The sequence below is a fragment of the Providencia sp. PROV076 genome, from assembly GCF_028483405.1.
GTDB classification, from domain to species: domain Bacteria; phylum Pseudomonadota; class Gammaproteobacteria; order Enterobacterales; family Enterobacteriaceae; genus Providencia; species Providencia huaxiensis.
This window is the reverse complement of record NZ_JAMPRR010000017.1, coordinates 25,989-48,035: the sequence shown is the minus strand read 5'-3', so window position 1 is coordinate 48,035 and position 22,047 is coordinate 25,989. Positions and strand designations below refer to the sequence as shown.

General features: G+C 42.0%; 18 protein-coding genes. 5 read left to right on the top strand and 13 right to left on the bottom strand.

What is annotated here, in order from left to right:
• Positions 1-27: 27 nt before the first annotated feature.
• On the top strand, positions 28-447 hold the full coding sequence (locus PSF67_RS11410; protein ID WP_166267044.1) for a DUF805 domain-containing protein: 420 nt from the start codon (positions 28-30) through the stop codon (positions 445-447).
• A 58-nt stretch (positions 448-505) separates the two neighbouring features.
• Here the strand turns inward: PSF67_RS11410 and fpr are convergent, their stop codons facing one another.
• Positions 506-1,252 (bottom strand): ferredoxin--NADP(+) reductase, encoded by a 747-nt coding sequence (fpr, locus tag PSF67_RS11405; protein WP_272676927.1) that lies wholly within the window; start codon positions 1,250-1,252, stop codon positions 506-508.
• Positions 1,253-1,708: 456 nt separating this feature from the next.
• On the opposite strand from fpr, the gene emrD reads away from it, so the two are divergent.
• Entirely contained in the window at positions 1,709-2,893 is a 1,185-nt protein-coding gene (emrD, locus tag PSF67_RS11400; RefSeq protein ID WP_166267040.1) for a multidrug efflux MFS transporter EmrD, read from the top strand.
• Positions 2,894-2,936: 43 nt separating this feature from the next.
• On the opposite strand, the gene PSF67_RS11395 is transcribed toward emrD, so the two are convergent.
• The 3 genes from PSF67_RS11395 to PSF67_RS11385 all read right to left on the bottom strand — a co-directional run bounded on the left by PSF67_RS11395 (position 2,937) and on the right by PSF67_RS11385 (position 9,334).
• Entirely contained in the window at positions 2,937-6,710 is a 3,774-nt protein-coding gene (locus tag PSF67_RS11395; protein WP_272676926.1) for a hypothetical protein, read from the bottom strand.
• A 233-nt stretch (positions 6,711-6,943) separates the two neighbouring features.
• Positions 6,944-8,470, bottom strand: a complete 1,527-nt coding sequence (gene glpK, locus PSF67_RS11390) for a glycerol kinase GlpK (protein ID WP_166267036.1) — start codon at positions 8,468-8,470, stop codon at positions 6,944-6,946.
• 3 nt (positions 8,471-8,473) lie between these two features.
• Positions 8,474-9,334, bottom strand: a complete 861-nt coding sequence (locus PSF67_RS11385) for an MIP/aquaporin family protein (RefSeq protein ID WP_166267034.1) — start codon at positions 9,332-9,334, stop codon at positions 8,474-8,476.
• A 305-nt stretch (positions 9,335-9,639) separates the two neighbouring features.
• Between PSF67_RS11385 and zapB the strand changes: the two genes are divergently transcribed.
• Positions 9,640-9,879, top strand: a complete 240-nt coding sequence (zapB, locus tag PSF67_RS11380; RefSeq protein WP_004265299.1) for a cell division protein ZapB — start codon at positions 9,640-9,642, stop codon at positions 9,877-9,879.
• A 520-nt stretch (positions 9,880-10,399) separates the two neighbouring features.
• On the opposite strand, the gene rraA is transcribed toward zapB, so the two are convergent.
• The 7 genes from rraA to priA all read right to left on the bottom strand — a co-directional run bounded on the left by rraA (position 10,400) and on the right by priA (position 18,647).
• Positions 10,400-10,924: a ribonuclease E activity regulator RraA gene (rraA, locus tag PSF67_RS11375; protein ID WP_166267032.1), complete on the bottom strand. Its 525-nt coding sequence runs from the start codon at positions 10,922-10,924 to the stop codon at positions 10,400-10,402.
• Positions 10,925-11,043: 119 nt separating this feature from the next.
• Positions 11,044-11,967 carry a 1,4-dihydroxy-2-naphthoate polyprenyltransferase gene (locus tag PSF67_RS11370; RefSeq protein ID WP_166267030.1) on the bottom strand — a complete coding sequence of 308 codons (924 nt, stop codon included), beginning with the start codon at positions 11,965-11,967 and terminating at the stop codon, positions 11,044-11,046.
• Positions 11,968-12,154: 187 nt separating this feature from the next.
• The gene (hslU, locus tag PSF67_RS11365) at positions 12,155-13,489 is read right to left on the bottom strand and encodes an HslU--HslV peptidase ATPase subunit (protein ID WP_102140415.1); all 1,335 of its coding nucleotides are present in this window, start codon (positions 13,487-13,489) and stop codon (positions 12,155-12,157) included.
• 9 nt (positions 13,490-13,498) lie between these two features.
• Positions 13,499-14,029, bottom strand: coding sequence for an ATP-dependent protease subunit HslV (gene hslV, locus PSF67_RS11360; protein ID WP_004265304.1), 531 nt, complete (start codon positions 14,027-14,029; stop codon positions 13,499-13,501).
• A gap of 169 nt (positions 14,030-14,198) precedes the next feature.
• Positions 14,199-15,005 carry a cell division protein FtsN gene (gene ftsN, locus PSF67_RS11355; RefSeq protein ID WP_166267026.1) on the bottom strand — a complete coding sequence of 269 codons (807 nt, stop codon included), beginning with the start codon at positions 15,003-15,005 and terminating at the stop codon, positions 14,199-14,201.
• A gap of 73 nt (positions 15,006-15,078) precedes the next feature.
• Positions 15,079-16,107, bottom strand: a complete 1,029-nt coding sequence (cytR, locus tag PSF67_RS11350) for a DNA-binding transcriptional regulator CytR (RefSeq protein ID WP_181489943.1) — start codon at positions 16,105-16,107, stop codon at positions 15,079-15,081.
• Between the two features lie 341 nt (positions 16,108-16,448).
• Positions 16,449-18,647 (bottom strand): primosomal protein N', encoded by a 2,199-nt coding sequence (gene priA / locus PSF67_RS11345; protein WP_272676925.1) that lies wholly within the window; start codon positions 18,645-18,647, stop codon positions 16,449-16,451.
• A gap of 218 nt (positions 18,648-18,865) precedes the next feature.
• On the opposite strand from priA, the gene rpmE reads away from it, so the two are divergent.
• A complete protein-coding gene (rpmE, locus tag PSF67_RS11340; RefSeq protein WP_004265313.1) occupies positions 18,866-19,081 on the top strand; it encodes a 50S ribosomal protein L31 in 216 nt (71 codons plus the stop codon).
• Positions 19,082-19,147: 66 nt separating this feature from the next.
• On the opposite strand, the gene PSF67_RS11335 is transcribed toward rpmE, so the two are convergent.
• Both PSF67_RS11335 and metJ read right to left on the bottom strand, forming a co-directional pair.
• Entirely contained in the window at positions 19,148-19,876 is a 729-nt protein-coding gene (locus PSF67_RS11335; protein ID WP_166267020.1) for an outer membrane protein, read from the bottom strand.
• Positions 19,877-20,241: 365 nt separating this feature from the next.
• Complete coding sequence (metJ, locus tag PSF67_RS11330; RefSeq protein ID WP_004265315.1) at positions 20,242-20,559, bottom strand: met regulon transcriptional regulator MetJ; 318 nt, start codon at positions 20,557-20,559, stop codon at positions 20,242-20,244.
• A gap of 315 nt (positions 20,560-20,874) precedes the next feature.
• On the opposite strand from metJ, the gene metB reads away from it, so the two are divergent.
• Positions 20,875-22,035 carry a cystathionine gamma-synthase gene (metB, locus tag PSF67_RS11325; protein ID WP_166267018.1) on the top strand — a complete coding sequence of 387 codons (1,161 nt, stop codon included), beginning with the start codon at positions 20,875-20,877 and terminating at the stop codon, positions 22,033-22,035.
• The last annotated feature ends 12 nt before the right edge of the window (positions 22,036-22,047 follow it).

The following is a 22,047-nucleotide window of genomic DNA, read 5'->3' as shown; positions in this document are numbered from 1 at the left end:
TTCCACATTGTATCAGGATTATAGGTAATGACATTACAACAATGGGCTTTTTCCTTCAAAGGCCGTATCGGTCGCCGGCCATTTTGGGTAGGTATTGCAGTCATTTTTATTTTAATGACCGCCGTTGCCCTGTTACAAAATGCACTGCTATTTTCTGAAACGCTTGCTATCTCGTTATTTATTTTACTACTTTATCCTTTGGCGGCTATCTTTGTGAAGCGTTTACACGACCGTGGGAAATCGGGGGGATGGTTTGCGTTAATTTTATTGGCATTTGCACTTTTTTCAATCGATGTCAGCCAATTTGAACCTGTGTGGCAATGGGGGATAGGGCGTTTCTTACCATTATTAATTACTATGATAATGGTACTCGATTGTGGGGCTTTTGTGGGAATGGATGGTGTTAATCACTATGGTGAAGAAACAGAAACAGTAGATTATCTATAGCGCGAATACCATATAGCATAAATGCTACCCTGAAGATGCATCAGGGTAGTGTATGACATTACCAATATTGTTCACTAGAGATATGGCCAGGCTTGCGGCGCAAGTGTTTAACCATCCCATGGCTATTTTTCAGCGTATTACGAGTATCTCTGACCATTTCAGGGTTGCCACACAACATGACGTGACAGGTGTCAGGCGAAAGTGTTAAGCCAACAGTGTTTTCAAGTTCATGATCCTCAATTAAAGCTGGAACACGACCATATAATGAACCCGCACATTGTTCCCGGCTCACTACGGTGACAATCTTTAATTTTCCTTGGTATTGTTGTTCCAACTTTTTCATTAAGGGTAAATAACTTAAATCTTTCTCATAACGGACAGCGTGAAGTAAAACAATTTTCTCGAAACGCTCAAGGTCTTTACCCTCCTGTAAGATGGACAAAAAAGGCCCAATTGCGGTACCTGTTGATAACATCCACAAATTTTTACATTCAGGTATTTCGTCTAGCACGAAGAAACCCGTGGCTTCATCCGTGATCTGCAACGTATCATCCGGTTTTAATTGCGCTAGTTTGGGGCTAAGTTTTCCTTCGGGAACGATGACAAAATAAAATTCAAGTCGGTCATCACTGGGTGCGTTGACATAAGAGTAAGCTCGCTGAACACGAACCCCTTCGATCTCTAGTCCAAGTTTTGCATATTGCCCTGCGGTAAAGGGTTTAATCGGGGCCTTGATGACAAGGCTGAATAATGAATCGGTCCAAAATCTGGCTTCAATCACTGTTCCTGTTACCCAATTTGCCATAAATCCCACCTCTTCATATTTTAAAATCGACTATCTTAGAAATAACTCATTTTTGATATAAATGAGCCAAAGTCTGGTTTACTAGGATTTAATACTAAAACAGTTCATTATTTATGCTTATCGATAATGTGTTTCAGTGTTTTATTCTTGGAATTGGTAAGTTTTAAAGTTCAATGTACAGTTATGTTGACAATGCTGGCGAATATTACTGCCATTAGCGGAAAATATAAAATGTCGTACTACTACGAAAAGATGGCAGCTTTTGTTATCTTAGTCACACTCAAGCAAAACGCATTATTTGCTATTTATTTAAAATGACATGAAAGCGTAGAGCAGTATTTTTATATTGATAATTAAGCACCTAAATAATTTTGCGTTATTACAATGAAATAATGCAGCGTTATTTTGTGTCCGAAATAGAGTGTTTTTGCATTATTGGATGTATTTGAGAGAAAAATGAGAAAACTGGAACATTTTAATTTGCTATTGATGCTAATTGCATTGGCAGCGGTCGGCCAAATGACACAAACTATTTATGTTCCTGTCATTGCTGAAATTGCCGCTTATTTTAATGAGCCATCTGGTGCTGTTCAACAAGTGATGGCGGCTTATTTATTTTCTTATGGTTTTTCGCAGTTAGTTTATGGGCCGCTATCTGACCGAATTGGTCGCCGACCTGTTATTTTAACGGGTTTAACTATTTTCTTATTTTCAACGATTGTGGCAATTTTTGCGCCAACATTAAATGTACTCACTATAGCGAGTGGGTTGCAGGGCCTAGGAACGGGTGTTGCGGGTGTGATGGCAAGAACCATGCCTCGTGACCTATATAAAGGCACTGCGTTGCGTTATGCAAATAGTTTATTAAATATGGGAATATTAGTGAGCCCATTATTAGCTCCAATGTTTGGCGGAATATTGGCGCATTTCTGGGGGTGGCATGCTTGTTATATTTTCCTCTTTGTCTTAGGTGCTTCTGTATTATTAAGTATGTATCGTTGGTTACCAGAAACACGCCCTGTTTCACCTGAAAAGCATAAAATGATCGCATCATATAGAGAGTTATTATCGAGTGGCTCATTTCTCTCTTATCTTGCTATGTTAGTGGGTGCATTAGCTGGAATAGCAGTGTTTGAGGCCAGTAGCGGTGTATTGATGGGCGGTGTATTGGGGCTAAATAGCATCACCGTAAGTATCTTATTTATCTTGCCTATTCCTGCCGCTTTCTTTGGTGCTTGGTATGCAGGGCGAGAGGGAAAAACGTTTTATAATTTGATGTGGCATTCAGTGCTTGTTTGTTTATTGGCTGGTTTCATGATGTGGGTGCCAGGTTGGTTTGGCGTTATGAATACCTGGACATTATTAGTACCCGCAGCGGTGTTTTTCTTTGGTGCAGGCATGTTATTTCCGTTAGCAACGACAGGGGCAATGGAGCCTTTCCCTTATTTGGCAGGGGCTGCGGGCGCACTCGTTGGTGGCTTACAAAATGTCGGTTCGGGTGTTGCAACTTGGGTTTCTGCGTTGTTGCCGCAGAACGGACAGTTTAGCCTCGGGTTGTTGATGTTTTTAATGTCAGTACTCATTTTACTGTGCTGGCTACCACTCGCCAAACGAATGGCACATTCAGAACGGACTGTCTAATGGGAAGAAGGTCAGGCTGTGAAAAGACAGACTGACCTTTAGATTACGCGCTGAGTAGTATATCAGCTTGCTTCTGTTGCGGAATTGATTGTGTTGATGAATAAAAAGAGCTAGGTTCCTCTTCAGGTATTGATGATATTAACTCTGGCAAAATGGCTCCTGAATTAAATATTACCGGTCGGTTGTGATCTAGAAATTCTGTATTCTCTGCTAATTGTCCCACTGGGTTTTTATAGTCTTGTTGGAGCCAAACCAATTTTGGTATCGCATTGTCCTGCAAGTGTTGGTCGATATGAATGAGTATTCCATCCAGTTTTAGTTCTGGGGTACTGTCTATTGTGCCTTTTATTGTTAATTGATTTTGTTGTACTGAAAAATACCACTCTTCTGCTGGCACATTTTCTTGAACTTGTTTCTGAGCATCACTTGTCCATAGTGTGACCCAAAAAGCGTACTGGCCATCAGGCAAGTTTAAGTGAGTAATATCAACCGTTTGTTCGAAATTTACATCTGCAACTAAAGGTTGCTCCGCTGTGCAGTAGAGCACATCAGGTCTCGTGGAGTAATCCATTGTGTGAGTATCAAGGTGATTGAGCGCAATAAACTTCACAGAAGTATCAACTTGCCGTTTTTGGCCAAATGGGTCAGATAATGAAAAATATTGTTGATGTAGGCGGCCATTTTCAACCCATTTAGCGTAGAGCGCACTGTTTGAGGTGACTTTGTCGGTGTTGACTTTACCTGTCGAAAAATCAATTAAGCCTTCTTCTGTTGCAGCCCAGTAAATAGGGGTTCCTTGCCAATAATTATCGAGTAACAATTGGTTAGGTACTGTTTGGCCATCATGCTCTGCAAATAGACGATTCGCTAATGAATTTGGGTTGCTATAGTGAGAGAGCAACGAACCCATCTCTTTTTTGTAGTTTAATTCATGTACAGTAAACTGAACCAATTCGCCTTTATCTGCAATATTGAAGCTCACTGCGTGTGGAATTTGTAATACCTCGGTTAATAACCCATTTGGAGTCGCATAAGTGACAGTTAATGCATAGTCACCATAAATATCATATGGGCGGCCACCCCCCGTTTTTAGATTATGGTAGTCAGCGGGGAGGTTTCCTATGGTTCGATCAACAGTGATAGTGCTATAAGGATGAAGGGTATTATCCGTCATTTTGGCAAATTGGTGCTGTATCCAATAAATTGGTACATCGCGCTGATGAGGAAATTGCTCAATTTGCGTTAGTTTATAATATTCAGCGTAATTTTGTTGGGTTAGTGTGACCCATTGTTTATTGGTTTGATCCCAGCGCTGATAAAAACCGTCACCTGCAAACCCGCCATCTTCGGTATCTTCCCCTTTCGTTTTATTATATTGCCAGCGTACTCTTCCACTTAAAAATTGGTGAATTTTTTGGTTATAGGCATCTGCGTGAGGCAAGAAGGCATCATAAGCACCACTTCGAAAAGGAACAAAGCTGGAAAGCATGGTTGGCATGGCTTGTTGTAAGTGACTGTGGAGATCGTGATAAGTGACATAATATTGCCTAGATTGGTTATAGGCTGGGTTTTTACCGTGACTATAATAACTGTAAGGGTATGTTGGCTGATTATTGCGATCTTTCATATCGGTATGAGGCAAGTCAAGGCCGTGACCAAAAACTTCATGAAACATCACGTTGGGTTCGTGAACTCCACCACCGTGGTTAGGTAATGCTAGTCCTAATAGGGCAGTGCTAGCATTCGAAGTCAAGATTTCAACTGCGGTATATTGATAGTCACAATTAGCATTGTTAGCAGCTTGGTATTTCTTACTATTATTGTAAGCCCAATAAATTTGTGCGCTGGGGTGGTAGCCAATTTCTTCAGGGTTATCATAATGAGGATGAATAAGAGGGATAGCTTTACTATTGGAAGAGCTAAAATATGGCGTTAAGCTTGGGTGACTCACTGTAGCAGGAGCGCTATACAATGTGAGTTGTCCAACAGGTAAGATTGTCGCGGCTTCTTTTCCCCAACTGAGCGGGGAGGATGAATAAACACCATGACCTTGTTGATATAAACTGTGGCTATCAACATGAACAATTAAGTGGTTATCAAGGGTAACATTTGGGGAGAACAAACCATATTGGTTGGTTTCTTCGGTGATAATGGGTTTGCCATTAACCGTGACTATAATGTTGATATCCGGTTGTATCCACTCACCTTTTAGCGGTGCTGTAAAACGTTGCTGATGCCAATTTTGCGCAGAGACATTCATTTGTTGGGGAAACGCGGTTAATGTTTTTGGCAGATGGTTTGGGCCAGTGAGTCTCACTCGACCTAATATTTTTCTTTCTTTGTTACTGACAATAGCTCTAATATCGGGGGAGTTTGCTGCCGTTTCGCTGGTGATCTCCACATTCAATAGTGCCCAGCGATTAGCCGTTAAGCTCATATGTTTATCCGTCATATTCTGCAAGTGAGTCTGCGCAAGTTGAATATTATGGACTTTCATATCGCTTGGTGTGGGGTTGTAACGTCGTTGAGGTTCATGGTAGATCGGGTCTGGAACAGAAAACGTACGCTTCCCTGGAATGCGGAGTTGCGGTGCATTTTCAGTTTGTAACTGAATGGAAAGTGGCTGTGATTGCTGGCCATTAGGTAGCATGGCGATAAAATCAAATTGATCTGAGTGGGTTTCAAATTTTGCGTTATTGGCAATATATTGCCACTCATTGGTGGTGCTATTGAGTGTTAGTCGGCCAAATTTAGGCTGTTCAAGGATTTTGTAATCCTTAATGTGAGGATTATTTGGCAGTTTTCCTGTTATGGCACCCACAACTAAATGATTAGGAAGCTCATCTGGGTTTTCTGCGACTAAAATAGGTAGAATTTGAGGAACACTTTCTTGCGTATTATATCGAGAAGTTGCCTGTTTTGTTTGTTTCAATTGGAATTGGCGAAAAATGATATTTTCACCGACAAGTTTTAAGGTATTCTTTTCATAGCTGATTTTAACTGCAGGAAGCTGATTTACTGCCATCATTTTATTAACATCAGTTTCGATGGAATGGGCAATCTGTTGCCAAGACGACGCTTCTGTAATTGGGATGTCATGTAAAGATAATACACTGTTATTATTTGTATTTTTTATAGTTATTGAAAAAAACTGGCTGTTTTCCCGTAACTCATCGGTTAGCTTCAATGAGTTTATTGTGTGGGGTGGTAGGGTGATGGCTTGCTGGAAATTGTGATTTTCTAAGGTGTTATTGGTTAATGCAATGTGTTCTACTGGGCGAAGTTCATCAATGAGTTGTTGAGTAGAAGCTGAGGGTTTTTTGTGTTTATCTTTGACTATCAATAAACTCCCATCTGTGAGTTCCAACCAGTGGCGAACGAGATCGATTTGCTTGTCATTGGCATTTTCGGGTAAGACTACGATGCTATAATGGCGATGCCATTGCCCGCTTGGTAGTAATAAGTCAGCGAGCTGAGCTTGTGCTCTGGTTTCTCCATCAATCCATTCGTGGGGTGAATTAAAACTTTCAACAAACAGATTTTGCTTCGTATGGAAACTAAAGCCGGAGAAATGTTTAGCGCCGAGCGTACTCAATACATAGGTTTTTTTATTTTCACCCGCTAAACGGGGCTTATCACTTAACCAACTGAATAACTTAAATGCTTTTTCGCCGTCAGCTGATTGTTCAGGGTTATCCTTTAATGCATTTATCAAGGTGGTATCTTGCTGAATAACTACCACTCTCCCTTTTTTATACCATCCTAGTTGTAAGTTACCTTGCTGTATCTCATCAGCAAATATTTTAAGGTTATCCATTACCATAATCCATTTTTTGAGGGTTAATTTTGAATTTTATTGGAATGTTATTCTAGAGAAACTCAAAAAAATGGTCTAATTTATTATTGTTTTAATAACTGCACTTTCATTGATTAACTAATTAGTTATTAGGAAAAAGTGATATTTATAGGGGAAGTGGACAGGGGAAAGAGGAAAGGCCATATAAATTATATGGCCTTGGGGGATTAAAAATAAAGGCGGTTAAAAATAGACTAGCCGCGGTCTTCCCACTCTTGGGCGCGTGCTACGGCTTTTTTCCACCCTTCGTATTTGAAATTACGTTCTGTTGTTTCGATACCCGGTTTGAATACACGCTCAATGGTCGCTTTGCTCTGTAACTCATCAAGATTATTCCAGAAGCCAACCGCTAAACCTGCAAGGTAAGCGGCGCCCAACGCGGTGCTTTCCCGCACTTCAGGACGCTCAACAGGAGTACCTAAAATATCTGACTGGAATTGCATTAAAAAGTTATTGGCGACAGCGCCCCCATCAACCCGCAGTGCTTTTAAGCGTTCACCAGAGTCTGCTTGCATTGCATCAAGTACATCACGGGTTTGATAAGCGATGGACTCTAAGGTTGCGCGAATGATGTGGTTGCGATTTGCGCCACGCGTTAGGCCAAAAATAGCGCCACGCGCATACGGGTCCCAATATGGTGCGCCTAAGCCTGTAAAGGCGGGAACAACATACACGCCATTACTGTCCTTCACTTTAGTGGCAAAGTACTCAGAGTCAGTCGATTCATCAATCAATTTCAATTCATCGCGTAGCCATTGAATAGATGCACCGCCTACGAAAACGGCACCTTCAAGGGCATAATTGACTTCGCCTTTTGGACCGCACGCGATAGTTGTCAGTAGGCCATGATTTGAACGTACTGCGGTTTCCCCTGTATTTAGCAGTAAAAAACAGCCGGTTCCATAAGTGTTTTTAGCCATACCCGGTTTTACACACAGTTGGCCGTATAGAGCGGCTTGTTGGTCTCCCGCCATCCCTGAAATTGGGATACGAGTCCCACCTTTCCCCCCAATATTGGTTTGTCCGTAGACTTCGGAAGAGGGGCGTACTTCAGGGAGCATTGCACGTGGAATATTGAGCGCTTTGAGAATTTTGTCATCCCACTCAAGGTTACGGATATTGAATAACATAGTTCGAGAGGCATTGGTGTAGTCGGTGACATGAACACGCCCTTGTGTCATTTTCCAAACGAGCCAAGTATCCACCGTCCCAAACAGTAATTCGCCTTTCTCTGCGCGTTCACGTGCGCCTTCAACATTATCTAAAATCCATTTTACTTTTGTACCGGAGAAATAGGGGTCAACAACCAGCCCCGTATTTTGGCGAATATACTCCTCTAAATCGCGGTCATTTTGTTTTAGATGCGTACAAAAATCAGCAGTACGGCGACATTGCCATACAATCGCATTATAAACAGGCTTACCTGTGGCTTTTTCCCATACGATGGTGGTTTCACGTTGGTTAGTGATCCCAATGCCAGCGACTTCATCAGTACGAATATCCGCTTTAGCGAGTACTTCTACAAGTGTTGAGCTTTGTGATGCCCAAATTTCCATTGGGTCATGTTCCACCCAACCTGGTTTAGGATAAACTTGGGTGAATTCACGTTGTGAAATGCTGACAATATTTGCATCATGGTCGAGTACAACAGCGCGTGAGCTGGTTGTGCCTTGGTCGAGTGCAACAATATACTTTTTCGCAATAGTGGTTTCAGTTGTCATAATTTAAGCCTGTTCCGAGGATTTGGTGTTTTTAACGGATAATGTTTCTGTTTTGGTCTCTTCTTCACATACCATGCAAGGTAAGTGGCGACCAATCAGTTTGCGATAGGCGAATGCGCCTAGCAGACCACCAACAATAGGTGCTGTCAATGGGACAAGGAAATACGGAATATCGCGGCCACCAGTCAGGGCAATATCACCCCAACCTGCGAGGTAAGCCACAACCTTTGGACCAAAGTCACGAGCAGGGTTAAGTGCGAACCCTGTGAGCGCGCCAAATGACCCACCGATGACGGCAATTAAAATACCGATTAACAATGGCGCGAGTGGGCCACGAGGAACACCGTTGCCATCATCAGTTAACGCGAGTATTAAACAAACAAGAATGGCCGCAATAATGACCTCAATAAAGAATGCATGAGGAACACTAATTTGTGGGGCTGGGTAGGTAGAGAAAACACCCGCAGTAAATAAGCTTTCTTGTGAGCCTCTAATGATGTGATGGACTTGGTCGTAATCGAAAAATACAGGGGAATACATTGAGTAGACTAATGCGGCAGCAAAGAAGCCACCTAGCATCTGTGCGATGATATAAGGCACGACTTTGCGTCTATCAAAACACGCAAACAGCCATAGTGCCAGGGTGACGGCTGGGTTTAGGTGGGCACCTGAGGTGCCAGCGGTTAGGTAAACGGCTAAAGCAACGCCAAAGCCCCATATAATACTTATTTCCCACAAGCCTAGTTGTGCGCCCGCTATCCTAACGGCAGCAACGCAACCTAGACCAAAAAAGACCAGTAACGCAGTCCCTAAAAACTCTGAGATGCACTGACCCGTGAGTGATGTAGTCGTCATTTGGCTCATATGTTTCTATCCTACGAAAATGAAAAATATTGTAATGTTTTTTTAAGTTAAGATTTTCTAATCGAAAATCATTAACTGTAAATTTATCGTTAAAGAACATAAACGAGAAATATCGAAATTGAAAAGTGTGTGTTACATCACTAAAGCGAAACAAAACAATCAAAAATAGTGATGGATTCGACCTTTGTGATGTGATCTGACCAGTGTTTCTTAATGAAAGTTATGACGATTCAGAAGGAAGGAACTGGACACAGAGGATCATGCTACTTACAATCGTGTAAAAGCTGATAAGGGAGACCAGAATTATGTCATTTGAAGTATTTGAGAAACTCGAATCCAAAGTTCAACAAGCGATTGATACAATCACACTGTTACAAATGGAAATCGATGAATTAAAAGATAAAAATGGTGCGTTAAGCCAAGAACTTGAAACCGCAAAATCAGGTACGGATTCACTGGTGCGTGAAAATGAACAGTTAAAGCAAGAGCAGCAAGCTTGGCAAGAGCGTCTGCGCACTTTGCTCGGTAAGATGGAAGAAGTGTAATTTCTCGTCATACTTCGCGTTGTAGGGGTGTTGGCTTCGTCTCTTCGCCCTAGTCACATACTTATGTATGCTCCTAGGGTCTTATCGACTTTGCCGCCTACCTACAACACGAATTATTTAGAGAAATGTTTGTTATGCCTCACATTGTAGGGTGTTGGCTTCGTCTCTTCGCCCTAGTCACAGACGTTATATGCCTCTAGGGTCTTATCGACTTTGCCGCCTACCTACAACACGAATTATTTAGAGAAATATTTGTTATGCCTCACATTGTAGGGTGTTGGCTTCGTCTCTTCGCCCTAGTCACATACTTATGTATGCCCCTAGGGTCTTATTGACTTTGCCGCCTATCTACAACACGAATTATTTAGAGAAATTTTTGTTATACCTTACGCTGTAGGGTTTAGAGAAACTTTCGTCATACCTCACGTTGTCACAGGGTTGGCTTCGTCTTTTCGCCCGATTGAGATAAAAATAAGGGCCGCAAATCATTGCAGCCCTTATTTATAGAATTTTTAACGGATTATGCGTCGATATTGTCATCTTCGACGAAACCGTCGTTCTCATAAGGTGTTAATGGCTCTTCAGAAAGGATAATACCGGTGTTATCGGCATAGAGGTAATCACCAGAGAAGAAGGTGACTCCACCAAAGTTGACTCGGATATCACTTTCCCCAATACCTTCATCAGGGCAACCAGCAGGCATCGCAGCAATGGCTTGAATACCGAGATCAAGCTCCATCAGTGCATCAACTTGACGTACTGCACCATAAACCACAATACCTTCCCAGTGGTTATCAACGGCTAGCCTTGCAATTTCAGCATCAATGAGTGCCTTACGGACAGAACCGCCGCCATCAATCAGTAGAATACGGCCAGAACCATCCTCTTCCAGCAAATCATACACTAGGCCGTTATCTTCAAAACACTTAACCGTAATGATTTGACCGCCAAATGAAGTACGTCCACCAAAGTTGGAGAAAAGGGGTTCTACCACGTTAACGCTTTCTTGGTATATATCGCAGAGTTCGGAAGTATCATATTTCATAGGAGTTAGGTCTTTTTTGCTGCAAGAGGTAACCAGTATATCCCTTTTGAACCGTACTTGGCAAAGCTACCCGCCTAAAAATAGGCGGAAAAAGTCAAAAAAACGACAAATAGTGATTATTATTTGCTCATCACAACGCCGATAGAGAATAAAACGTTAGTCACGAGCGCGGCTTTTACCATATTTTCCAGTAAAGGACGCATACCTTCTGGCGTAGGGTCACTCAGAACACGGCGTAAATGATTCATTAACATCGGTACGGCAAGTAAAAATAACCAACCGCTCCATCCGTGCAAATAAATTAGATTAAAAAAGGCCAAACATAAAATAGCCGTAACTATAATAATAGTGTGGTAAATGCGAGCGCCTTGGGGGCCTAAGCGCACCGCTAAGGTGTTTTTGCCTGCTTTAATATCATTTTCGATATCACGCATATTATTGATATTCAATACCGCGACAGAGAGCAACCCACAGGCCGTTGCGGGCAGGACAGTGATGATATTAAAACTATTAGCCTGTAAATAATAAGTCCCAATAACACTTAGCCAGCCAAAGAAGATCAAGACAGAAATATCCCCTAGCCCTAGGTATCCATACGGTTTCTTGCCAACGGTATAGGTAATGGCAGCTAAGATAGCAATAAGCCCTAATGCGACGAAACCAATGGCATCCTCTGGTTTTTCACAGGCGACAATAATTAAGAGTAAGCCAGAAAGGCAGGCTGCTGTAATATTTAGCTTGAGCGCCTTTTTCATATCTGCTTGCGTGATAACGCCTTTTTGCATGCCGCGTAATGGACCAATACGTTCAGCCGTATCAGAGCCTTTGACCGCATCACCATAGTCATTCGCAAGGTTTGATAAAATCTGTAATAACCCCGCGGTGATAAGTGCTAATAAAGCGACGGGCCATTTAAAATTATTCGTTAAATAAGCGAGTGCAGAGCCTGTCACAATCGCAATCACCCCTAATGGTAGGGTTTTAGGGCGGAGACTTTCAATCCAAGCTTGTTTACGACTTATTGTTGTGGATGTCGACTGCATGCAGTTACCTATAATTCAAACTCTTTAGAGACGTGTTCTTGATAGTTTAATAACCCATCATATAGATGAATACCTTAGTATTTTCAATGCAATGGGCAGAATATTTCATAGAAAAAAGTGCAGCGATAAAAGCTGCACTTTAGTCGATGTATATTAAGGATACATGAAAACCAGATAATTAATAAGATTATAAAATAAATCTACTTAAGTCTTCATCTGCCACTAGCTCATCTAAGTGCTGTTTGACATAGTCTGCATCGATTTGGATAGTTTGCCCGTTACGGTCACTGGCATCGAAAGAAATATCTTCCATTAAGCGTTCAAGCACCGTGTGCAAGCGACGAGCACCAATATTTTCGGTTGACTCATTCACTTGCCATGCTGATTCTGCAATTTTACGAATACCGTCAGTTGTGAATTCAATATTCACGCCTTCTGTTGCCATTAACGCTTTATATTGTTCAGTTAATGAAGCGTTTGGTTCCGTCAAAATTCGTACAAAATCTTCAGTGGTCAGCGCTTGTAGCTCAACACGAATTGGTAGACGACCTTGGAGCTCAGGGATCAAGTCTGATGGGCTCGAAACTTGGAATGCACCTGAAGCAATAAACAGAATGTGGTCAGTTTTGACCATCCCGTGTTTAGTAGAAATGGTACAGCCTTCGATTAATGGCAGTAAATCACGTTGAACCCCTTCACGGGATACGTCTGGGCCTGAACTTTGTCCACCACGTTTACAAATTTTGTCGAACTCATCGATGAAAACAATACCATTTTGTTCAACGGCTTCAATCGCTTGTTCTTTCAGTTCTTCAGGGTTGACTAATTTAGCCGCTTCTTCTTCAACGAGCAGTTTGAATGCCTCTTTGATTTTCATCTTACGAGGTTTCTGTTTTTGGCCTGCTAAGTTTTGGAACATGGATTGTAACTGGTTTGTCATCTCTTCCATGCCCGGAGGCGCCATAATTTCAACGCCCATAGGGGAGGCCGCAACTTCGATTTCAATTTCTTTATCGTCTAATTGGCCTTCACGTAATTTTTTACGGAATGCTTGGCGAGCTGGGGAATGCTCATCCGTTGGCTCAGACTGCCCCCAGTTATTTTTTGCTGGTGGGATAAGCACATCTAAAATACGCTCTTCAGCCATTTCTTCAGCACGATAGCGGTTTTTCTCGATAGACTGCAAACGCACCATTTTAACGGCTGAATCAGTTAAATCGCGAATGATGGAGTCAACTTCTTTACCTACATAGCCGACTTCAGTAAATTTGGTCGCTTCGACTTTGATAAATGGCGCATTGGCTAATTTCGCAAGGCGGCGAGCAATTTCAGTTTTACCCACCCCTGTTGGCCCAATCATCAAAATATTTTTTGGTGTGACTTCGTGACGTAATACTTCGTTTAACTGCATACGGCGCCAGCGGTTACGCAGAGCAATCGCAACAGAACGTTTGGCTTTATTTTGGCCAATAATATGATTGTCGAGTTCGCTGACAATTTCGCGTGGAGTCATTTCGGACATACTAAATCCTTATGATTTTGAAGAAATTTCTTCAAAGTTGACGTTATGGTTGGTGTAAATACAGATATCACCCGCAATAGCGAGCGCTTTTTCAGCGATTTCTTTAGCGCTTAAGTCTGTATTTTCTAACAAAGCACGTGCGGCTGATTGCGCATATGGGCCACCGGAGCCAATAGCAATCAAGTCGTTTTCCGGTTGAACTACATCACCATTACCTGTAATGATCAGTGAAGTGTGTTCATCAGCGACAGCTAATAAGGCTTCTAATTTACGAAGCATGCGGTCAGTACGCCAATCTTTAGCAAGTTCAACGGCTGCTTTGGTTAAATGGCCCTGATGAAGTTCGAGTTTGCGCTCGAACAGTTCAAATAATGTGAATGCGTCTGCGGTGCCACCGGCAAATCCGGCAATGACTTTGTCGTTGTATAAACGGCGAACTTTGCGGACATTGCCTTTCATGACGGTATTACCCATCGTCGCCTGTCCATCACCACCAATTACGACCTGGCCATTACGGCGAACACTTACGATTGTTGTCATGAGTTAGCCCCTGGTTTTATTACAAAAAAGAATGCGGTTGAATGTGATTTTCAAAAGATTAAATTCAAGTGATAGTTGTTTAATTAACTATCACTTGAACTAGGTTGAAGACACAAAGTACCGCTCATGAGTACATTAAAACAGTACATGGGGGGGGCGCTGAGGTTTTTCAACCCCCAGACGCACGAAGAATACAACCAGAAACACCTGCACTTGCTGCGCGGTCACGCATTTTTTCGGCAGTGGACTTGGAATAAGGGCCTAAAACAATACGGTGCCAACCACCACCTGCACTTACACGGCTTTCAATACCTGAAAATGCCAGAGTGGCTTGTACAGACCCGGCTTGTTCAGCTGTACGGAATGAACCACATTGAACAATCATGTTTTGCAAACTGTTAGCCGGTTTAGTACTTGGTGCTGTTTGTGGTTGAGCTGCTGGCGCAGTTGGTTGAGCCTCAAGCTTCGGAGGGATATTAGCCGCCGGTTTACGTTGCACTGGCTCGATAGGTTGGGCTGGCTCATTGATGAGCACTTGTGAGCGTGGCACCGGTTTACCATTCGAGGGAACTTCTTGTAAATTAGTTACAGGTTGACGTCGATCAGAATCGATTTGTTCTAATAGCTGGCGCTGCTCAGGTGTTAAATCTGATGGGCGCACAATATTATTACCTGTGCTTGGTTGTTGAATATTTGGCGTATCCACACCACGACGTTCGAGCTCTTTAATATAGCGCCAACGCTCTTCAGGTTTTGGTGGAAGCGTACTTCCCGGTGTTGTTGGTGTGACAACTTGGGGTTGCGGCGTGTCCTTTTTATTTTGGGTGATGTAAAACAGGCCGCCAACAAATAGCACGACAATCGCGACAGCGACAACCAATGTTGTCATTGGTAGTCCTTGTGCTTTCTTGGATTTACCTTTGCTTTTTTTACGGGCGGATGAGCGCCCTCGAGCTACATAATCTTTTTGTGCCACGCTATTAATTCACTAGTTATCAATTGTTCGTCGTCATTTGGCTTAACATGTTACTTAACCTGAGCAACTTTGACTAGCTTTTAGGCGCTTTTGTGCTCTCTCTGATGATTAAATCAGAATCTAGGAGACGTGAGCCCGGGTTAACATTGTGTCCATGGATCTGCTCAAGCAGTAATTGCATCGCATGATGACCAATTTCAGCGCGAGGTTGGTTGATAGTCGTTAGGGCTGGTAAGGTGTATTTTGCTTGTTCTAAGTTATCGAAACCAACAAAAGAGAGGTCATCTGGGAGCGTTAAGCCCATTTTTTTCGCTTGCCACATCGCGCCAATCGCCATGATGTCACTATGGCAAAAGATTGCGGTTGGTGGTTCAGGAAGTGACAGTAATGTTTTTACCGCTTCAGCGCCACCTTCATGGGTAAAATCGCCACGAATAATATAATTTTCACGCAATTTTTCGCCTGTACGCAACATGGCTTTTTTATAACCTTCTAAACGGTATTGGCTTAAAGGCATATGGTTGGGGCCTGCAATACAAGCAATCAGTTTATGGCCTTGTTTTTGCAGGTAATGTGTCGCATTAAATGCGGCTGTGAGGTTATCAATATGTACAGTAGGCAGCTTTAGTTCAGGGGCGAATTCATTTGCCATCACAATCGGAGGGAGGTTTTTCTGCTCTTCGGTTGAGATATCAAAGGGAATATTTGAACCCAGTAAGACCATGCCATCAATTTGTTTGGTAATAATGAGATTAATAAAGGCATTTTCTTGTTTTTCTTGGTGTTTGCAGTCCCCAATCAAAACAAAGTAGCCTTCTTGAGCTGCGATTTCTTCAATGCCGCACACGACATCACTAAAGAAAGGGTCACGGATATTAGGAACGAGTACTAGAATTGTTTTTGATTCATTGCGCTTATAGCTTCTAGCAAGGTTATGAGGATAATAGCCAACATCCATCACCGCTTGTTCGACTTTTTGGCGTGTTTGCAAAGAAACTTTTTCCGGGTTCATGAGTGTTCTAGACACCGTCGCTGTCGAAACGCCCGCGGCACTAGCAACATCTTTCATTGTTGCCGTGTTATTGTGTTTTTTACTTTCCACAACGCCTTCCTTAGATTGATTTAATCGTTTGCTTTTTTTGAATGGCGCAAGTACGTCATTATTAGTGGTTATTCTAATTGGTTTCTCAATAATATCTGTTACCTAGTTTGCATAAAAAGTGTGACTTGCGTCATTTTTTAGAGCTACTTCGCAAATTTTGAAAATAATTCTAAGGGCAAAAAGATAAACGAAACTCAATGTGTATAAAAAATGCTCAATTTGACCGTTTAGCATTATAGGGTAAATAATTCAAATTTATCAACATACTGCGAAGAAAATATTGGTATGGTTTATAACGTTAAATGGTTAGATAAAATGAATCATTTAGCATGGATAATGAGTTAACAATCCGTCGGGTCAACATCAATGTTCCATTTTACCTTGCGACTTTCTGGCTGTTGAAGTATTTCTGGCAGTCGCTTTGCCATAAACTGCTGTAGATAAAGTCGTGAAGGGTGTTGCAATAGCAATTGCCAGCGGAATCGGCCACCGCGTTTGGCTTGAATTGACGGCGAAGGGCCAAGGATCCACATTTTCGCGTCACTTTGGGGATGTTCAGCAATATATTGCCGCACATTTTGCAGAAATTGGCGTGAATCTTGGTTATTGTGATCTTCTGAGCGGATCAATATATGGCTGGTATAAGGCGGTAACATCGCGACCCTACGCTCTTCCATCGCTTCTTGGGTAAATGCGTTATAGCCTTCTTCAAGCAGTGTGAGTAACAGAGGGTGCTCGGGATGGTGGGTTTGTAAGAATACTTCGCCCTGCTTACCGGCTCGTCCCGCTCGACCAGAAACTTGCACGTATAATTGGGCAAACCGTTCGGCTGCACGGAAGTCACTCGAAAATAATGCCCCATCGACATCTAATAAGGCGACTAAGGTGACATCAGGAAAGTGGTGGCCCTTGGCGAGCATCTGCGTACCAATAAGAATGCGAGCCCCTCCTTCATGCACTTGGTTTAAATGCTGCTCCAGTTCCCCTTTGCGGCTGGTGGTATCACGGTCAATACGGGTTACAGGGGTATCAGGGAACAGTTCACAGATGCCTTCCTCAAGTTGCTCAGTTCCCATGCCAACAGGCACTAAATGCGTTGAACCACATTGTGGACATTGGCGAGGCACAGGGCGTTGGCTATCACAATGGTGGCAGCGTAATTGATGAAAGTTTTGGTGCAAGGTGTAATAGTGGTCACAACGCTGGCACTCCGCAATCCAACCACATTCATGGCAAATTAATGTTGGAGAATAGCCTCGACGATTTAAAAATAAAATCACCTGATTGTTTTGTGCAAGGTGTTCTTTAATATGTTGAATCAATAAATGCGAAAGGCCAAATTTTAACGGCTGGCCTTTTAAGTCAATAAGGTGTTGAGCCGCAGGACGTGCATTACCGGCACGAATCGTGAGATTTAATTGCCGATATTTATGTTGTTGAACATTGAATAAGGTTTCCAATGAAGGGGTCGCGGTCCCCATGACAATCGGTATATTGTTCTTTTTAGCACGGAAAACAGCTAAATCACGGGCGTGATAACGCCAGCCATCTTGCTGTTTATATGAGCTGTCATGCTCTTCATCAATAATAATAATGCCAAGGTGGGCGAAAGGGGTGAACAGTGCCGAGCGAGTACCAATAATAATGGCATTTTGCCCTTGTTTAGTGCGTAACCAAACAGCTAAACGCTCGCTATCGTTAAGCCCAGAGTGCAAAACATCTACGGGGGCATTGAAGCGTTCACGAAAACGGTTAATGGTTTGTGGGGTTAAGCCAATTTCAGGCACCAAAACTAAAGCTTGCTTACCTTGGGCAAGGACATTTTCCAATACACTCAGATATACTTCCGTCTTACCGGACCCTGTGATCCCTGCGAGCAGCCATGGCGAAAATTGGTCATCTTCAGCACGTATAGCACCGACCGCTGTGGCTTGCTCACTATTAAGGCGCAGCCTTTCACCACAAACTGTAAAGCTTGGTTGCCACTTTTCGCTAGTCGGTTGAACGGGGTGTAAATCAATATAAGCTTTCTTTTTCAGTGCTTGCAGAGCGCTTTCACTGATTTCAAGCTCACTGACTTGATGGCGATAAACGGGTCTACGACGCAAAAGTGCAAGAGTTTGCTGCTGTTTTGGAGAACGTTTTAGTTCATTAAGGTCAATCGCTAAGCCTTCATCCGTTACTTGCCATTGCCAAATAGGGGTAAATTCAGCGGGTTTACCTTGGCGCAATAGTGTGGGTAATGCGTGGAAGAGTACTTCGCCTATTGGGTAATGATAGTATTGAGAAGACCACAGTAAGAGCTGCCAAATATCATCAGGGAAGGGTGTTTGGTGGTCGAGAACCAACTCGATGGCTTTTAATTTATCTTCAGCAAACTCGCTTTTATCGCTGTGCTTTACCACAATACCAAGGGCTTGGCGCTTGCCAAATGGCACCATAACACGGCTGCCAATCACTGGGAGTGGCATGTTATCAGGAAGGCGATAATCAAATGTGCGGTTTAAAGGGACAGGTAAAGCCACCTGAACGACGATCATATCTGGTTTTCCGTCTGTTTTTTATGCGATAATGCGAGCGATTGTTGACTAGAGTACCACAAAATTTACTCGGTTTTCATTGCGCGATAAACAGAATTTCTGTATGATCCGCCGCCTTTGGTATCTATTTTTACCAATATATTAAATTCAATCAACACGACGTGTGGTGTCCGGCGTTAGGGCTGGAATGGCGACACGGCCTTAATAGAGGTTCTCCCATGAAAAAAGGTATTCACCCTAAATACGAAGAAGTTACTGCAACTTGTTCTTGCGGTAATGTAATGAAAATTAATTCAACTGCTGGTCACTCGCTGAACCTGGACGTTTGTGGTAACTGCCACCCGTTCTATACTGGTAAACAGCGTGATGTTGCGACTGGTGGTCGTGTTGATCGCTTCAACCAACGTTTCAGCATCCCAGGTTCTAAAAAATAATCGAACTTGTGAATGCGAAAAAAAAGGGAAACTGAGTTTCCCTTTTTTAATGCCTAAAATAAGCCGTTAGAAACGGTAAACCACGCCAAACATGATGTCATTACTACGCACTTTCACTTTGGACTTGAGCGTTTCGCCATCTGCGTTATAGCTAACATCTGATTTTCCTGCATCTAAGAAACGATAGCTTAAATCTAATGAAAGGTTATCATTAATTGCATATTGTGAACCTAAACCTAAGCTCCAAGCAAAGTTACTGTTGGTTTTCGATTTAGAGAATGAATCATAGCCATAGTACATACCATGATGGCTTTTTTCTTCGTATGAATAACTAGATTTATGCTTAATACTTGCTAAACCTAATCCAACTGATACGTAAGGGGTAAAATTGGTTTCATTTTTGAAGTCATAATAAGCATTAACCATGAAGGTATTCAATGTGATATCGTTTTTGATGTCATCTGAAGCGGTAAAGAAGCTATTGTTTTCATAGAAAAGATTATGTTTAGATGAAGCTTTACCTCTTAGTGCAATATCTAATTCAGCACGTAACGGAAGAGATGTCACATCATATAAGTCATAACCTAATGCAATACCACCACCGAATACTGCCTTGGTTTTGCTACCGTTGTTATAGCTTTCATAAAAACCTACATCTGATTCTTCCCATTTCTGGTCTGATAATTTAAGAATAGATGTACCTAATTTTCCAGAAACATAAAAACCATTACTAGATGCCATAGCCAGACCACTAAACGTAAGGCTTAAAAGAGAAACTAAAATTACTTTTTTCATTGCTTATTTACCATTTAATAGTTAGTTAAATATCCTTATCTATTATATGGCATAATTTTTAATTGATTTAAGTGGAATTATCAAATTATTGATAAACAAAACAAATTGCTTTTAAAATATTAAATTTGCTAATTAAATAGAACTAAAACACAGAAAAGCACAAAAAGCTAAGTTGTTATCCTGTCAATTTTAACAGTATTTGATGTTAATGGATTAGGTTTGGCAAAATGAGTAATGGCCTATCTAGTTCTTGTTGAATTTAAACTCATTCATAGGTATCTGGGCGGAAATATAGAGGGGTAACTACGCCGCAAGGCTTGCGACGTAGTCAAAACTTTAAGGCACGTAATGGCGACTAATTGGGATTAGTATTCCCACGTTTCAGGGTCGATACCTAATTCACGCATAATTTCTTTTGCAGCTTCAGGGATCTCGTCATTACGCTCTTTACGCAAATCTTCATCATTTGGCAGTGGTTGGCCTGTGAATGCATGTAAAAAAGCTTCACACAGGAGTTCACTGTTAGTGGCATGGCGTAAGTTGTTAATCTGACGACGAGTCCGCTCATCAGTTAAAATTTTCAGTACTTTTAATGGGATAGATACTGTGATTTTTTTAACTTGCTCACTCTTTTTGCCATGTTCAGCATACGGACTGACATACTCACCATTCCATTCAGCCATGGGATACCTTGGATATTTTCAGTAATAATTAAAAATAATATGCACATTCTTTTTAATAGAAACTTAATCTAAGCTTTCAAGGATGAAGAACTGCATACAAACGTGACGACACTTCACTTAGTTTATCACAATATTTTTTGTGAAATTAGTAAGTTAAGCTGATTTGTGTGATTGACTATCAATTTACACATCATAATTAAGGTTGATTATTCCATTAGTTGATATAAACGTAAAGAGGTTTAGACGTCTAGATATATTGACGTCCAAACATCCGATGGGTATGATTTAGCCTATCACTGTTCAGGAGAAGCGTTTATGACTTACAAGCCGTCAACTATCGCAATTCATAATGGATTAAATGAAGACCAACAATTTGGTTGCGTAGTGCCTCCCATTTATTTATCCAGTACCTATAATTTTACTGATTTTAATGAACCGAGAGCTCATGATTATTCACGTCGTGGAAACCCAGGGCGTGATATTGTGCAAAAAACATTGGCACAACTTGAGGGGGGTAGTGGTTCGGTCATGACTAACAGTGGGATGTCTGCGCTTCACCTGTTATGTACCGTTTTTCTGCAACCGGGGGATTTACTCGTTGCGCCACATGACTGTTACGGCGGAAGCTACCGGTTATTTAATAGCCAAAGCCAGCGTGGGGCGTATCAGGTGCAATTTGTCGACCAAAGTGATGAATCTGCATTGCAGGCTGCATTAGCGAAAAAGCCCAAATTAGTGTTAATCGAAACACCAAGCAACCCGCTATTAAGAATTTTTGATATACAGCATATTGCACAGTTAGCTCATGATGTAGGTGCATTAGTCGTTGTAGATAATACTTTTTTAAGCCCAATTTTGCAGCAGCCTCTTTCACTCGGTGCAGATTTTGTGGTGCATTCATGCACTAAATACCTGAATGGCCATTCTGATATCGTTGCAGGGGTGGTGATTGCGAAAGAAGAAAAGTGGGTAACAGAGCTTGCTTGGTGGGCGAATAATATTGGTGTTACTGGGGGCGCTTTTGATAGCTATCTACTATTGAGAGGTATTCGGACATTATCTCCACGTGTATTACAGCAACAGCAAAATGCACAAGAGATCGTAAAATATCTTAAATCACAGCCTTTAGTGAAAAAATTGTATTATCCTGCATTAGAAGATCACCCCGGGCACGAAATAGCAGTAAAACAACAAAAAGGCTTTGGAGCGATGCTGAGTTTTGAATTTGCAGGTGATGAGTCACAACTTCGCCATTTTCTTCGCTCACTCAGCTTGTTTACATTAGCGGAGTCATTAGGTGGTGTGGAAACATTGATTTCCCATACCGCGACAATGACGCATGCAGGTATGTCAGCAGAAGCCCGTGCGCAAGCGGGGATCACAGATAGCTTGCTAAGAATTTCAGTGGGAATTGAAGACTCTCAGGATTTAATCACAGACTTAGACCACGCATTTAAGGTTGCGGCACAACGTTAGCGGAGTTTTTTG

Bases quoted from the DNA above. Each gene is read 5' to 3' on its own strand.
- PSF67_RS11410 (WP_166267044.1), top strand. From the start codon at position 28: ATGACATTACAACAATGGGCTTTTTCCTTCAAAGGCCGTATCGGTCGC.
- fpr (WP_272676927.1), bottom strand. From the start codon at position 1,252: ATGGCAAATTGGGTAACAGGAACAGTGATTGAAGCCAGATTTTGGACC.
- emrD (WP_166267040.1), top strand. From the start codon at position 1,709: ATGAGAAAACTGGAACATTTTAATTTGCTATTGATGCTAATTGCATTG.
- PSF67_RS11395 (WP_272676926.1), bottom strand. From the start codon at position 6,710: ATGGATAACCTTAAAATATTTGCTGATGAGATACAGCAAGGTAACTTA.
- glpK (WP_166267036.1), bottom strand. From the start codon at position 8,470: ATGACAACTGAAACCACTATTGCGAAAAAGTATATTGTTGCACTCGAC.
- PSF67_RS11385 (WP_166267034.1), bottom strand. From the start codon at position 9,334: ATGAGCCAAATGACGACTACATCACTCACGGGTCAGTGCATCTCAGAG.
- zapB (WP_004265299.1), top strand. From the start codon at position 9,640: ATGTCATTTGAAGTATTTGAGAAACTCGAATCCAAAGTTCAACAAGCG.
- rraA (WP_166267032.1), bottom strand. From the start codon at position 10,924: ATGAAATATGATACTTCCGAACTCTGCGATATATACCAAGAAAGCGTT.
- PSF67_RS11370 (WP_166267030.1), bottom strand. From the start codon at position 11,967: ATGCAGTCGACATCCACAACAATAAGTCGTAAACAAGCTTGGATTGAA.
- hslU (WP_102140415.1), bottom strand. From the start codon at position 13,489: ATGTCCGAAATGACTCCACGCGAAATTGTCAGCGAACTCGACAATCAT.
- hslV (WP_004265304.1), bottom strand. From the start codon at position 14,029: ATGACAACAATCGTAAGTGTTCGCCGTAATGGCCAGGTCGTAATTGGT.
- priA (WP_272676925.1), bottom strand. From the start codon at position 18,647: ATGATCGTCGTTCAGGTGGCTTTACCTGTCCCTTTAAACCGCACATTT.
- rpmE (WP_004265313.1), top strand. From the start codon at position 18,866: ATGAAAAAAGGTATTCACCCTAAATACGAAGAAGTTACTGCAACTTGT.
- PSF67_RS11335 (WP_166267020.1), bottom strand. From the start codon at position 19,876: ATGAAAAAAGTAATTTTAGTTTCTCTTTTAAGCCTTACGTTTAGTGGT.
- metJ (WP_004265315.1), bottom strand. From the start codon at position 20,559: ATGGCTGAATGGAATGGTGAGTATGTCAGTCCGTATGCTGAACATGGC.
- metB (WP_166267018.1), top strand. From the start codon at position 20,875: ATGACTTACAAGCCGTCAACTATCGCAATTCATAATGGATTAAATGAA.